The following is a 13445-nucleotide window of genomic DNA, read 5'->3' as shown; positions in this document are numbered from 1 at the left end:
TGATGTTTTGTGTGATTACTTGCATCTTAACGGAGGACTTTTTTTGTGTAAATAGGTCAAAAGAAAACCCACAGGAATGCTCCTACGGAACAGAAAGTGGCTGAGGCAAATCCCCGCGGGTGCGAGGGATTCTCCTGTAGCGGATTATTTGCTATATTCGTGTTTTACTCGCTACATTAATGTTATGTCCCGCTCTCTTTTTTGGCGTTTAAAGCTTACGATGAACAAACTCAATAAATCGTGTGAACGGCTGAACGAGTGGTAAAAGCAACATTGAACAAATAACATTAAACAACACACTTGCGTGAGCAAGCTGAACACTTGGATGCTCGGATAACATGATAGAAATAGATGCTAACCCATTTATAAATGGAAGAAAACAAAGCGCTCCAAGTGTGTTTAGCCAAACATTTGCAAAAGCAACTTTTTTTGCAGCGGGGTTTGTTCCGATACTTGCAAGAAGTGCGGTTAAACAAGTTCCAATATTGGAACCGATCATAATGGCGATGGCTGTTGGTAAACTCATTCCAGAATCTTCTAGAAAGCCCATTGCAATGGCAATACAAGCTGTACTAGATTGAATAATTGCTGCTAGAACGGCTCCCAAAAGCATCCCATTCACAGAGTGAGAAGAAGCCCATTGAAAGAGGTCTCTTGCTGCAGGGAAGGCTGCAATTGGCTCTGCTAAGGAAGAGAAACCACTCATCGATAAAAATAAACAGGCAAGCCCAACAAATAAGCTGCCCAGTGAATACGTAAGAGTATGACGGAAAAGCAGAAGGATCATGCCACCTGCTAGAATCCATAAGGCATAGGAATCAATCTGAAAGGTAATCAACTCAGCGGTAATTGTCGTTCCGATATTTGCTCCTAAGATTACACCAATCGTATGTGTAAAAGGGATCATTCGTGCCGCAACTAGACCAACTAACATGACCATCACTGCCGTACTACTTTGGAGGGTAGCCGTGATTAACATGCCAATAAGCATACCTTTCCATGGCGAATCTGTTAATGTTGTAAGCCACCCTTCTAGTCTAGCTTGGGCAAGCTGGTAAAGACCGTGTCTCATCACAATTAAACCAAATAAAAAAATAGCTAGATAGGCGATAAAGCGAGTACTGATTTCTGCAAACATGTCGTCACCTCTATACCATACGTATGGACAAGATGTACGATTCATGTATACTTTTTACACGAAAAACGTAATGAAAACGCACAAATTAACAGTTTAGGGTTGCCGAAAGACGGTTGACCGATTATAATCATATATATTATAATAGTTAGAGACGTGTATGAAGCATATCTGCGTCTTGAGCTTGGTTGTTTTCGGAGGGAGGGAAATATTATGGCAGAAACTCGCGTTCGCAAAAACGAATCGATTGATGCTGCACTTCGTCGCTTTAAGAAGTCTATCTCTAAAGAAGGAACGATGGCTGAGGTTAAAAAACGTAAGCACTACGAAAAGCCTAGTGTGAAGCGTAAAAAGAAATCTGAAGCCGCTAGAAAACGTAAATTCTAATTAGGCTTTTTGAAAGGGTGAATTCACCTGAGTCTTCTTGAACGGTTAAACCAGGATATGAAGATAGCGATGAAGAGTAAAAATAAACTAGAACTAGCTGTAATACGGATGGTCAAAGCTTCCATTCAGAATGAGCAGATTAAACTAGGGCATGAATTATCTGAAGAAGATAGCCTAACGGTGCTGAATCGTGAGCTTAAACAGCGCAAGGATTCCCTCCACGAGTTTGAGCAGGCGGGTCGTGAAGATCTGGCGACGCGGCAACGTGAAGAAATTGCTGTCCTTCATAAGTACTTGCCCGAGCAGCTTACTGAAGATGAAGTGAGACAAATCGTAGAAGAAACGATTGCCGAAACTGGTGCCGAGAACAAATCGGACATGGGTAAGGTTATGGGTGCTATTATGCCTAAGGTTAAAGGTAAGGCAGATGGATCCGTGATTAATCGTCTCGTTCTAGAGTCGCTTTCATAAAAATGAATTCAAAGCCGGTCTCTTAGAGATCGGCTTTTTGTCATTTAAGTAAACAGTCGTGAAAGCGTCACCGCCCAAAAGTGGAATGTCCCATGAACATCATGCTACACTTAAAGTAAGTGAGAGAAATCAAACGAGTGAAATAAAAAGTGAAACTTTATCTTCATTCATTCGTACATGATACTATACATCTTTTGAAAGGAGGGAGGGTGTGAACCGAATGAGGAAAGGCATTCTCTTGTTATCACTTTCAGCTCTGTTTCTTGGGTTTTTACTCATACCTGTCCAACTGTACATGGTCGCCTCAACCACGGATGATAAACCGAGCGTTTATGTGATTCCTGTTGAGCAGACTGTCGAACGGGGGTTGGAGAAGTTTCTCGAACGGGCTCTTGCTGAAGCTGAAAGAGAACAAGCGGACCATATTATCTTAGATATTGATACACCGGGTGGCGCAGTTGATGCAGCTGGAAATATTGCTCAGCTTCTAAATCAAACGGACATTGATATTACGGCTTACGTTAACCCGAATGCTATTTCAGCGGGCGCATACATTGCATTAAATGCTGATCACATTGTTATGCATCCACAAGGCAGCATGGGAGCGGCTGGAGTCATTGATGGAGCAGGGAATGCGGCAGAAGAAAAAGCGCAATCATATTGGTTAAATCAAATGAAAAATGCTGCAGAGAAAAATGGTCGGGATCCACAATTTGCACTAGCGATGGCCAGTACAAATCACGATCTCCCTAAATTAAACTCTCCAGAAGGAACCTTTTTAACACTTGGTGCAGAAGATGCCATTGATGTTGAGTATTCAGAAGGAACAGCTAGATCGATTGATGAGATACTCTCGTTAGAGGTTGTAAATTTACCTGATGCAGAAATAATTAATTCTGAAGTCAGCTTTGCTGAGAAAATTGCTCGGTTTGTGACAAACCCTATCGTTATTCCGATCTTATTATCTGTCGGTAGTTTAGGGCTCATATTAGAGCTATATACTCCGGGGTTTGGTATTCCGGGAATGATTGGACTTGCATCCTTAGGACTTTTCTTCTTTGGACATTTATTTGCAGGCTTTGCAGGATGGGAATCCATTATACTCTTTTCGGTGGGTGTTATACTTATTGTGATAGAGATTTTTATACCTGGATTCGGGGTTTTTGGGGTGCTGGGCATAGCGTCCATTATTAGTGGTCTTTTCTTAGCATCCTTTTCGACCGCAACCATGCTTTTTGCAGTGGGAGTGGCTTTAATTGTATCGCTACTAGCTGCGATTCTCTTATTCCGTTTCCTTGGGGACCGGGGTCCGTGGAAGAAAATGGTTTTAAAATCATCAACAACAAGCGAGCAAGGATATCTTTCTAACGAAACACGTACAGAGCTCCTTTCCCAGCACGGTAAGGCTTTAACGAGACTGAGTCCTGCTGGATCTGCATTATTTGGTGAGGAACGCCTTGACGTGGTTTCTGAGGGTGGATATATTGAACAAGGTAGCTTATTGAAGGTCGTCTACACATCAGGGTCGCGTATAGTGGTTCGAGAGGTGCAGGCTGATCATAAACAAAAGGAGGAATAAGATATGCCATTTGATAATGAAGGAACGATTTTCATTCTCATCGCTATAGCAGTTGTAATTATACTTCTTGCTGTACTATTTACATTTGTTCCAGTAGCGCTATGGATTTCGGCCATCGCTGCAGGAGTGAAAATCAGTATCTTTGAATTAATTGGGATGAGACTTCGTCGAGTTGTACCGGCTCGTGTTGTGAACCCGTTAATCAAAGCTGTAAAAGCAGGAATTGACTTAGACACGTCAAGACTAGAGGGACACTACTTAGCAGGTGGTAATGTTGACCGTGTAGTAAATGCATTAATTGCAGCACAACGTGCGAACATTGAACTACCATTTGAACGTGCAGCTGCGATTGACTTAGCAGGACGCGACGTACTTGAAGCTGTTCAAATGAGTGTTAATCCAAAAGTCATTGAAACACCTTTTATTGCCGGTGTGGCAATGGACGGGATTGAAATTAAAGCAAAATCAAGAATTACCGTTCGTGCTAACATTGACCGTCTTGTCGGGGGTGCCGGGGAAGATACGGTTATCGCTCGTGTTGGTGAAGGAATTGTTTCAACGATTGGTTCGCAAAAAGACCACAAGAAAGTCCTTGAAAATCCTGATATGATTTCTCAAACTGTATTATCAAAAGGATTAGATTCAGGAACAGCATTCGAAATCCTTTCCATTGATATTGCCGATATTGACATCGGTAAAAACATTGGTGCAGAGCTACAAACGGATCAAGCAGAAGCGGATAAGAATATTGCACAAGCAAAAGCAGAGGAACGTCGTGCAATGGCTGTAGCACAAGAACAGGAAATGAGAGCGCGTGTTGAAGAAATGCGTGCAAAAGTTGTGGAAGCTGAAGCTGAAGTACCACTTGCCTTATCTGAAGCACTACGTACAGGTCGTATGGGTGTAATGGATTACATGAATTATCAGAACGTAATGGCAGATACTGATATGAGAGATTCAATCAGTAAGTCAACGGACGATAATGATTCAACTAACAACGACAGTAACTAATTTGCCTTTCCTTTGAAAAGGAGGGATACACATTGGAAGAGTTAATTTCTACCCTACTCGGAAGCCCACTTTTAATCTTCTTCATCATAGCGATTATTAGCTTTTTAGGTCGAATGGTTAAAGGTGCGGGGCAAACGAATCAACAACAGGGTCAAAACCAACCTCAACAAAAACAAGAGGAGTCAAAAGAAATAAATTGGCGCGATATCTTTACACAAGAAGAGGCAAAAGCAGAGCCGCAACCTAGGCAGCAACAAGAACAAGAGCCAGATATGGTGACGGATCAGTATGCCCCCTCTCAACATCGTGAGCAAGAGACGACTCAAGCAACAAATACTAAAAATGAATTATATGATAGGCTAGAAGAATATAAACGAAGAAAGCGTGAATCAGAGGAACAAGCTCCAAAGCAGGTTCAATTGAGCGCCACGTCTGAAAACCGTACACATTCTTCAGGTCGTCTTGATTTAAGTGTTGGTAACCTATCAAAACAAGATGCGATGAAAGCTGTTGTTTGGGCCGAGGTTCTCGGTAAGCCACGTGCTAAAAATCCACATCAAGCATTTGCTCCAACGCGTCGTAAGTAATTAATACTACATTGAACACAGATGGAAGTCTTTAGACTTTTATCTGTGTTCTTTTTTATGTTCACGTACGCTCCGATTTGGAATAAAGTGATATCCTGCTTCGTTTTAACATAAGCATACATGGAGGGGGAATGGTGCATGGGAAAACTGATGGGACCTGTACGAAAATGGATGATGCAGCATATGCAGCTTCCCGCAGACGTCATGATGGACCTGCCCAGGATTACAATGATTGGTCAGTTGCATATCTATATTGAAAACCATAAAGGAGTTCTTCGTTTTTCAACTTCAGAATTGCGTTTGTTATTAAAGCAAGGCCAAGTATTAATCAAAGGAGATCAATTTGTGATCAAAACCATATACCCGGAAGAGTTGTTGCTTGAAGGTAGAATTGATCAAGTAATCTACATTAACGACTCAGATGATCACTCCTAACATAGATTGTGTTGATAAAGGGGGATATTATGTTAAATCATTGGATGACACACTTTAAGGGCTACGTTTTTGTTGAATTAACAGGCGTTTACACAGAGCGTCTGTTAAACGCGTGTTTGCATAATGGACTAGCCATTTGGTCGATACGCAAATTGGGTGAAGATCGAATGGGCTTTCATATTGCATTAAAAGACATTATGGTGTTAAAGACTTTACGCAAACGCTACGAGTGTAAGTTGTACTTTAAGAAAAGACATGGATTACCTTTTCTATGGATGGCAATGAAAAAACGTAGCGGTTTTACGCTTGGGCTTGTAAGTTTCTTTATCTTGATTCTGGTATGTTCTCAAATGGTCTGGGGTATACAGGTAAAAGGGGGCTCTCCCAAAATTGCGAATGAGGTTCAACAAGCTGCAACGGAACTCGGTATCAAAAGAGGAACGTTCCAAGCAAAGTTACCTCCAGTTGAGAAGATCCAACAAGAGATTCAACAAAGGGTAACAGATGCAACGTGGATCGGAGTTAGACAAAAAGGTACAATTTATGAGTTTGAAATTGTTGAACATCAATTACCAGAAGAAGCTGAGTTATTAAGTCCCAGACATTTAGTTGCCTCAAAGAAAGCAGTCATTCACAAATTATTCGTCGAGCATGGACATCCTGAAGTGCGTGTTAATGATTATGTGATGCCAGGAGATCTTTTAGTATCAGGTACAATTGGTACAAAAGAAGATCGTCAGCAAACGGTTCCAGCAAAAGGACAAGTTTTAGGAGAAATATGGTACACTTCTAAAGTAAGCGTTCCACTAGAAGCATCCTTTACAACGTTAACAGGAAAGCATTCTTCTAGATATTCACTCACATATAATGATTGGCGTGTTCCGATCTGGGGGTTCGGTAAACCGGACTATCCCGAGGTACAGGAATTTGAAAAGGAAAAATCATTTCACCTGTTCGGATGGGAGTTTCCTATTTCGTTAACTCATAAGGAAATTCATGAAACCCATTCGTTTAATCGAACGTATACAGAGGAAGAAGCCAAGCAGGTTGGAATGGAACAAGCAGAACGTGAATTAAGAGATCAACTGCCTGACGATGCAGAGATTTTAAGTGGAAAACTTTTGCACGAAGCGGTTGACAATGGTAAAGTGAACCTAACGATACATTATCAAGTCATTGAAGATATTGCGAAGGAAAAACCGATAATTCAAGGAGATTGAGGCGATTTGTCAGAAACCAGAGTACTACATCTAGAACCAAAAAACACAAATGAAGTACAACTCTTATTTGGTCCCAATGATTCACACATAAAAAGGGTGGAAGAAAGCCTTAACGTTCAAATTGTGACAAGAGGAGAAGAGATCTCTGTTACTGGACACAGTGAAGCGATTGAACAGACAGCTGACCTGTTCCAATCATTATTGCATTTATTAAGAATTGGAATGAGTGTTTCTGATCGTGATGTTGTTTACGCTGCTGGTCTTGCAAAGAACGGTCAATTAAGTGAACTATATGATTTATACGATGAGAAAATTGCGACTTCTGTAAAAGGAAAAGTGATTCGGGCAAAGACACTTGGACAAAAGCATTACGTAACTCAAATTCGCAAAAAGGACATGACGTTTGGAATTGGACCAGCGGGTACTGGAAAAACCTACTTGGCCGTTGTCATGGCTGTTAATGCATTAAAAGATGGCGCCGTTCACCGGATTGTGTTAACAAGACCAGCAGTAGAAGCAGGCGAAAGTCTTGGTTTTTTACCGGGTGATCTTAAGGAAAAGGTTGATCCTTATTTGAGACCTCTCTACGACGCATTACATGATGTACTGGGAGTTGAACAAACAGCACGGTTAATGGAACGTGGAACAATTGAAGTGGCTCCGCTTGCATATATGCGTGGTCGAACTTTAGATGATGCTTTTGTCATTTTAGACGAAGCGCAGAACACAACAAAAGAACAAATGAAGATGTTCATTACGCGACTGGGATTTGGCTCAAAAATGGTTATTAACGGTGACTTAACTCAAATTGATTTGCCAAAAGGAAAACAATCCGGTCTTGAAACGGCTAGCGGTATTTTAAAGCATGTATCAGGCATTGGAATGATTTATCTACAGCAATCAGATGTGGTGAGACACACGTTAGTCCAAAAAATTATCCAAGCATACGATCAAAACGATCCAAGTCAGTCTATTTAGTGGCTCTGGATCGTTTATACATACCATCTACAACTAGTAAGCAGACCAATCCTTTGGTCTGCTTCTCTTACAGAATAGTCTATCGTTAACTGATTTCTCGGATTAGAAGTTGAGGTGAACAGAGTGACAAAGAAGCCAAAATCAGTGAAAACATGGTGGAATGAGATTAAGCAACATCGTTACATAAAAACGATACTCGTTTTTCTAACAGCTATTTTTCTTTATTTTATGATGCTTGGAAATGTGATTCCGGAGCAATTAGATATTCATCTTTCTGATACAGCCGAAGAAGATATCAGGTCACCTATTACGATTGAAAATAGACAAGCCACCGAGCAGTTACAAAGTGAGGCCGTGGACAACGTTGAACCGAATTATGTGTTAAAGCAAAATTATGCTGAAACACAAGGTGGACGCGTGAATGATATTTTTGAATTAGTGATTCAGGTAAAAAAAGATCAAGCTTCATCGGAGTCTGATTCAGAGGAAAATGAAGAAGAGTTAGATGAGGATGAACGTTTGGAAGAGAGTTTAAATAGCGTGAAGGATGCGCTTTCTTCTGGAACAAGTAACCAACTATCGGATGAAACAATTATTACATTATTAGAAACGTCCGAGTCTCAGCTTGTATTAGCGAAAGAGGCCACATCAAACACTGTCTTTGAAGTGATGAGTGAACAAATTGAAGCTAACGATTTGCAAGAAGCTAGAAATCAGGTAGATGATTTAATTAATATATCTACTGTCAGTAACCGCTTGCGAGATGCTATGGTAGAAGTCGGTCAATTTGCGATTATTCCAAACTATGTGTATGATCGAGACTCTACAGAACGACTGCGTGAAGAGGCTTCTGAGAACGTTGAATCTGTGATGATCAGAGAAGGCCAATTGTTAGTACAGCAAGGAGATGTCATTAATAACGAAACATATGCTCAATTGAAATTAGTTGGGTTATTGGATGAATCGCTTAATTTCTATCCTTATATTGGTCTTGGTATGTTTGTGATGATTATCATGGGGATGATGCTTTACTTTATTCAAGAATCAAATACCACAGTTAAGAATAACAATTCGCACTTTCTCATGTTTATTCTTGTTTTTGTTATTGTGACGTGTTTGATGAAGGTGACAAGTTATACAGAGTTAATTAATATTGCTGGGGTCGGTTATGTAGTACCAGTTGCTACAGGCACGATGCTCCTCACGCTATTGTTAAATACTAGAATTGCTTTATTTTCGAGTGTGCTGTATGCGATTGTTGGAACCGTACTTTATAGTCAAGATGGTGCGTCATCGTTTAATGTTACGTACGGCTTCTATCTTTTAGTCAGCTCGCTTGCAGGTGCGTTATTCCTAGATACATCAAATCGGATTACAAGGTTACTAAAAGCTGGATTTTTAGTAGCGTGTATTAATGTCATTGCTGTCTTAACACTGCTTTTTATTAAGGGGTTACAGCATAACTGGATTGAAGTAGGTTCCCATGTAGCCAGTGCGGCTTTCTCAGGAATTGCCTCGGCAATTTTGACGATTGGATTGCTTGCTTTCTTTGAAACCGGCTTTTCAATCTTATCCGTTTCAAAGCTCATTGAATTATCCAACCCGAATCACCCGTTACTACGAAAAATTTTAACAGAAGCTCCTGGAACGTATCATCATAGTGTGGTTGTTGGGAATCTTGCAGAGGCAGCATGTGAACGTCTTGGAGAGAATGGGTTGTTAGCAAGAGTGGGTGCGTACTATCATGATGTAGGTAAAACTAAACGACCTCACTTCTTTATTGAAAACCAGTTGAGGCAGGATAATCCACATGATAAGATTTCACCACAGCTTAGTACAACGATTATTATCTCGCATCCGTATGATGGGGCAGACTTACTCAGAGAATACAAGATGCCAAAAGAAATTGTAGATATAGCCGAACAGCACCATGGAACAAGCTTACTTAAATATTTTTATCATAAAGCGAATCAGGATGTAGAACAGCCATTACCAGAATCTCAATTCCGTTACCCTGGACCAAAGCCTCAAAATAAGGTAGCATGTATTGTTGCGATTGCTGATAGTGTGGAGGCTGCTGTGCGTTCGATGTCTAAGCCAACACCAGACAAGATTGAAGCGATGGTAAATAAGATTATTAAAGAAAAATTGGAAGACGGTCAGTTTGATGAATCGGAAATTACGTTAAGAGAGTTAAATGACATCGCATTGTCCATGCTCGAGACGTTAAAAGGGACATTCCATCAACGAATTGAATATCCAGATGAAATGAAAAAAGGTGGGAAAGAACATGACGATACTCGTGGAAACCATGGACGAGACGAACACACTAACAAGTAAACAACTAGATCTTATACAGAACATTATTGTACATGCCTCAAAGGTTCAAGAGCTTGTTGGCGATTACGAAGTATCTATTAGCTTTGTAGATGATGAAGAGATAAGAGAATTAAATAAAGAGCATAGAGGAAAGGATCAAGGAACCGATGTCTTGTCTTTTGCATTAAATGAAGGGGAAGATGATGTGGTTGAACCGATTAGTGGGATGCCAAATCTTCTTGGAGATATTATTATTTCGGTGCCTAGAATTTCATTACAGGCAGACGATTACGGTCATTCCTTTGAACGTGAGCTCGGCTTTTTGGTTGTTCATGGTTTTCTTCATTTACTTGGCTATGATCATCTAACGGAGTCTGAAGAAAAAGAAATGTTTGGCCGTCAGGAGGAGATCTTAACAAGTTATGGGCTTGTCAGATAGAAACCAAAAAGGATTCAGACGGTTACTTCGATCATTTGTTTTTGCGACTCATGGATTAAAACATGTTGTGAAGTACGAACAGAATATGCAAATCCATTTAGGGTGTTCTCTCTTAGTTATCGCACTAGCATGGTGGCTTCAGTTTCCATTGATGCATTGGATGATTCTTTTGCTTGTAATCGGTGGCATGTTTTCATTAGAAATTATGAATACGGCAATAGAACGAACCGTTGATTTATACACGGAAGAATTTCATCCGATAGCGAAAAGAGCAAAAGATGTCGCGGCGGCCGCCGTGTTTGTTTTTGGGGTTTTTGCTGTGGTGATTGGGCTGCTTCTTTTTGGTCCACCACTACTAGATCTTTTATTTTAATCCTTTAGGAGTGACGTTGATGAACGAGCAATTAATGCAAGAAGCAGCAAAGGCAAGAACGAACGCGTATGTTCCTTACTCGTCGTTTCCAGTAGGAGCTGCGCTTCTAATGGCCGATGGCACTATCTTTCATGGTGCAAATATTGAAAATGCCTCGTTTGGTCTAACGAATTGTGCTGAGCGAACAGCTCTCTACAAAGCATATTCTGAGGGCAATCGTGAAGTTCAAGCCGTAGCTGTTATTGCAAATACAGAGGAGCCTGTTTCGCCGTGTGGTGCTTGTCGTCAAGTAATGATGGAATTATGCGGTCCGGATGTTCCTGTATACTTAGGTAGTACAAATGGAAAAATAGTTAAAACATCAGTGGCAGAATTACTGCCTGGAGCATTTAAAGCGGGGGATATGAATGAATAATCATCAAGAAAACGAACACAAATCAGGATTTGTCTGTTTAATCGGTAGACCAAATGTCGGAAAGTCAACATTGTTGAACCGAGTGATTGGTCAAAAAGTTGCGATTATGTCAGACAAGCCTCAAACAACTCGTAACAAAATTCAAGGTGTCTATACGGATAATGATTCTCAAATCGTTTTCATTGATACGCCTGGTATCCATAAGCCTAAGCATAAGCTTGGTGATTTTATGATGAAGGTCGCAAAGGATACATTACGTGAAGTAGACATTATCTTATACTTAGTTGAAGCCAATGAAGGGTTTGGACCAGGAGAGCAATACATTATTAATCGGTTAAAGGAAACAAAAACACCGGCGTTTTTATTAATCAACAAAATTGATCTTGTACATCCAGATGAATTATTAGGTTTGATTGATACATATAGACAAAAGCACGAATTCAAAGAAATCATTCCAATCTCAGCATTAAGTGGGAATAATGTTCCTGTCCTGCTTGAGCAGATTAAGGACAAGCTTGAAGAAGGTCCACAGTATTATCCTGCAGATCAAGTAACGGATCATCCAGAGCGATTTATTGTGGCTGAGTTAATTCGTGAAAAGGTACTTCAACTGACACATGAGGAAGTCCCGCATTCCATTGCTGTTGGACTTGAGAGCATGAAACGTCGTGAGCATAAGGACATGATTGATATTCAAGCAACGATTGTTGTGGAACGTTCATCACAAAAAGGAATTGTCATTGGAAAACGTGGAGCCTTACTTAAAGAAGTCGGCAAACAAGCTCGAGAAGATATTGAAGCATTACTTGGTACAAAAGTCTTTCTTGAATTATGGGTAAAGGTTGAAAAGGATTGGCGGAATAAGCCTGCTCAGTTACGAGATTTCGGGTTCCGCTCTGACGAATATTAAGACGAGATTTTTTTACAATGGTTGGGTTTCTAACCATTGTTTTTTTGTGAGGAAAGCCTTATCATTAAAGAAAAGATACGGGGAAAATGGTTTGAGAATAGTCATTATCTTGTCAAGGTCATTCATTTAGTAATATTTCCTTATCATGTTCTAACTTTATCAGGTGAAACTAGGAGTACAGATGGAACGAATTCTTTGACAAAGGAGTGAATTCTGACATGCTCGACTTATCTTGGAAGGTTTTTACCAACACAGGAAATCTTGATACGTATTTATTAATTAAGGAGCTTGAGCGCGATTCAGAAGCGGAGAATGGTCCTGAAGATACTGGAGCTAGCGATTTGACGTTTGATCCAACTTCTCAGTAACAAACAGCTAGGTGGTTATCATGTTAGATAAAGTAGAAGCCATTGTTATTAGAACCGTTGATTACGGTGAAACAAATAAAATTATTACTCTCCTCACAAAAGAAAGAGGGAAGGTAGGCGTCATGGCTAGAGGAGCTAAAAAGCCCAGAAGTCAGCTTACCGCCATCTCGCAGCCGTTTGTATACGGCTCTTTTGTGATTTATAAAGGGAATGGACTTGGAACCTTAAACCAAGGTGATCCAATTAAATCTTTCCGAAAGATCCGTGAAGATTTGACTCTCGCTTCATATGCCATGTATATGGCTGAGCTTGTTGATAAGTTAACCGAAGAGAAACATCGCTATTTCTTTTTATTTGATTGGTTGTATGTAAGTCTTCTTAAAATGGAAGAAGGGGCAGATCCAGAAGTCATAACTCGAATCTTCGAGATGAAGATGATGGATGTGGCAGGTATCAGTCCTAATTTAAATCAATGCGTCTCTTGTGGTTCGGTTGAAACTCCTGTTGCTTTTTCGATTCGGTTTGGTGGATTTTTGTGCAGAGCTTGTTTGCATAAAGATGAGCACGCATTTCCATGCTCAACCCAGACAAGTCGTTTGCTGCGATTGTTCTATGAGATGGACCTGCACCGCCTTGGAGAAATCTCCTTAAAAAAAGAAACAAAACAAGAGCTTAAAGATATTATACGTGCGTATTATGATGAATATTCAGGAGTCACATTGAAGTCACGACGTTTTCTAGATCAGCTTGAACGAATGAATCTCGGTACTAATATTGACACGTAGTGTGAACTTATGTATGATTTTACTAATAGATTG

General features: G+C 40.3%; 16 protein-coding genes and 1 other annotated feature (1 of these 17 cut by a window edge). Of the genes, 15 read left to right on the top strand and 1 reads right to left on the bottom strand.

The window, feature by feature from the left end:
- Positions 1 to 208: 208 nt before the first annotated feature.
- On the bottom strand, positions 209 to 1138 hold the full coding sequence (locus tag ACQKKO_RS10560) for a Na/Pi symporter (protein WP_498646911.1): 930 nt from the start codon (positions 1136 to 1138) through the stop codon (positions 209 to 211).
- 210 nt (positions 1139 to 1348) lie between these two features.
- On the opposite strand from ACQKKO_RS10560, the gene rpsU reads away from it, so the two are divergent.
- From rpsU to recO, 15 genes are all read left to right on the top strand, one after another.
- Positions 1349 to 1522, top strand: a complete 174-nt coding sequence (rpsU, locus tag ACQKKO_RS10555; protein ID WP_059102666.1) for a 30S ribosomal protein S21 — start codon at positions 1349 to 1351, stop codon at positions 1520 to 1522.
- A 27-nt stretch (positions 1523 to 1549) separates the two neighbouring features.
- On the top strand, positions 1550 to 1993 hold the full coding sequence (locus ACQKKO_RS10550) for a GatB/YqeY domain-containing protein (RefSeq protein ID WP_498646932.1): 444 nt from the start codon (positions 1550 to 1552) through the stop codon (positions 1991 to 1993).
- Positions 1994 to 2213: 220 nt separating this feature from the next.
- Positions 2214 to 3572 carry an NfeD family protein gene (locus tag ACQKKO_RS10545; protein WP_498646931.1) on the top strand — a complete coding sequence of 453 codons (1359 nt, stop codon included), beginning with the start codon at positions 2214 to 2216 and terminating at the stop codon, positions 3570 to 3572.
- 3 nt (positions 3573 to 3575) lie between these two features.
- A complete protein-coding gene (floA, locus tag ACQKKO_RS10540; protein ID WP_498646909.1) occupies positions 3576 to 4583 on the top strand; it encodes a flotillin-like protein FloA in 1008 nt (335 codons plus the stop codon).
- 32 nt (positions 4584 to 4615) lie between these two features.
- Complete coding sequence (locus ACQKKO_RS10535; RefSeq protein WP_498646906.1) at positions 4616 to 5170, top strand: YqfB family membrane protein; 555 nt, start codon at positions 4616 to 4618, stop codon at positions 5168 to 5170.
- A gap of 138 nt (positions 5171 to 5308) precedes the next feature.
- Entirely contained in the window at positions 5309 to 5605 is a 297-nt protein-coding gene (gene yqfC, locus ACQKKO_RS10530) for a sporulation protein YqfC (RefSeq protein ID WP_203086441.1), read from the top strand.
- A 29-nt stretch (positions 5606 to 5634) separates the two neighbouring features.
- Positions 5635 to 6825 carry a sporulation protein YqfD gene (gene yqfD, locus ACQKKO_RS10525; protein ID WP_498646904.1) on the top strand — a complete coding sequence of 397 codons (1191 nt, stop codon included), beginning with the start codon at positions 5635 to 5637 and terminating at the stop codon, positions 6823 to 6825.
- A 6-nt stretch (positions 6826 to 6831) separates the two neighbouring features.
- Entirely contained in the window at positions 6832 to 7803 is a 972-nt protein-coding gene (locus ACQKKO_RS10520) for a PhoH family protein (protein ID WP_498646902.1), read from the top strand.
- Positions 7804 to 7926: 123 nt separating this feature from the next.
- Positions 7927 to 10143, top strand: a complete 2217-nt coding sequence (locus ACQKKO_RS10515) for an HD family phosphohydrolase (protein ID WP_498646900.1) — start codon at positions 7927 to 7929, stop codon at positions 10141 to 10143.
- Positions 10094 to 10561 carry an rRNA maturation RNase YbeY gene (ybeY, locus tag ACQKKO_RS10510; RefSeq protein ID WP_498646898.1) on the top strand — a complete coding sequence of 156 codons (468 nt, stop codon included), beginning with the start codon at positions 10094 to 10096 and terminating at the stop codon, positions 10559 to 10561. Before ACQKKO_RS10515 ends, ybeY begins: the two co-directional genes overlap by 50 nt.
- A complete protein-coding gene (locus tag ACQKKO_RS10505; RefSeq protein WP_498646896.1) occupies positions 10545 to 10934 on the top strand; it encodes a diacylglycerol kinase family protein in 390 nt (129 codons plus the stop codon). The genes ybeY and ACQKKO_RS10505 overlap by 17 nt, the downstream gene beginning before the upstream one ends.
- Positions 10935 to 10953: 19 nt before the next feature.
- On the top strand, positions 10954 to 11349 hold the full coding sequence (locus tag ACQKKO_RS10500) for a cytidine deaminase (RefSeq protein ID WP_498646894.1): 396 nt from the start codon (positions 10954 to 10956) through the stop codon (positions 11347 to 11349).
- Entirely contained in the window at positions 11342 to 12259 is a 918-nt protein-coding gene (era, locus tag ACQKKO_RS10495; RefSeq protein WP_498646892.1) for a GTPase Era, read from the top strand. The genes ACQKKO_RS10500 and era overlap by 8 nt, the downstream gene beginning before the upstream one ends.
- 218 nt (positions 12260 to 12477) lie before the next feature.
- Complete coding sequence (locus ACQKKO_RS10490) at positions 12478 to 12627, top strand: YqzL family protein (protein WP_498646890.1); 150 nt, start codon at positions 12478 to 12480, stop codon at positions 12625 to 12627.
- Positions 12628 to 12647: 20 nt separating this feature from the next.
- Entirely contained in the window at positions 12648 to 13412 is a 765-nt protein-coding gene (recO, locus tag ACQKKO_RS10485) for a DNA repair protein RecO (RefSeq protein ID WP_498646888.1), read from the top strand.
- Positions 13413 to 13441: 29 nt separating this feature from the next.
- Positions 13442 to 13445 (top strand) — a binding site (T-box leader); it runs 174 nt beyond the window's last position.

This window comes from Alkalihalobacillus sp. NPDC127517 (assembly GCF_050276055.1).
Lineage (GTDB): Bacteria > Bacillota > Bacilli > Bacillales > Bacillaceae_D > Alkalicoccobacillus.
The sequence above is the reverse complement of the archived record's forward strand: the minus strand, read 5'-3'. Positions and strand labels throughout refer to the sequence as shown.

What these genes read in the sequence shown, in the direction of transcription:
- ACQKKO_RS10560 (WP_498646911.1), bottom strand. Translation starts at nt 1,138, where the DNA reads ATGTTTGCAGAAATCAGTACTCGCTTTATCGCCTATCTAGCTATTTTT.
- rpsU (WP_059102666.1), top strand. Translation starts at nt 1,349, where the DNA reads ATGGCAGAAACTCGCGTTCGCAAAAACGAATCGATTGATGCTGCACTT.
- ACQKKO_RS10545 (WP_498646931.1), top strand. Translation starts at nt 2,214, where the DNA reads ATGAGGAAAGGCATTCTCTTGTTATCACTTTCAGCTCTGTTTCTTGGG.
- floA (WP_498646909.1), top strand. Translation starts at nt 3,576, where the DNA reads ATGCCATTTGATAATGAAGGAACGATTTTCATTCTCATCGCTATAGCA.
- yqfC (WP_203086441.1), top strand. Translation starts at nt 5,309, where the DNA reads ATGGGAAAACTGATGGGACCTGTACGAAAATGGATGATGCAGCATATG.
- yqfD (WP_498646904.1), top strand. Translation starts at nt 5,635, where the DNA reads ATGTTAAATCATTGGATGACACACTTTAAGGGCTACGTTTTTGTTGAA.
- ybeY (WP_498646898.1), top strand. Translation starts at nt 10,094, where the DNA reads ATGACGATACTCGTGGAAACCATGGACGAGACGAACACACTAACAAGT.
- ACQKKO_RS10505 (WP_498646896.1), top strand. Translation starts at nt 10,545, where the DNA reads ATGGGCTTGTCAGATAGAAACCAAAAAGGATTCAGACGGTTACTTCGA.
- ACQKKO_RS10500 (WP_498646894.1), top strand. Translation starts at nt 10,954, where the DNA reads ATGAACGAGCAATTAATGCAAGAAGCAGCAAAGGCAAGAACGAACGCG.
- era (WP_498646892.1), top strand. Translation starts at nt 11,342, where the DNA reads ATGAATAATCATCAAGAAAACGAACACAAATCAGGATTTGTCTGTTTA.
- ACQKKO_RS10490 (WP_498646890.1), top strand. Translation starts at nt 12,478, where the DNA reads ATGCTCGACTTATCTTGGAAGGTTTTTACCAACACAGGAAATCTTGAT.
- recO (WP_498646888.1), top strand. Translation starts at nt 12,648, where the DNA reads ATGTTAGATAAAGTAGAAGCCATTGTTATTAGAACCGTTGATTACGGT.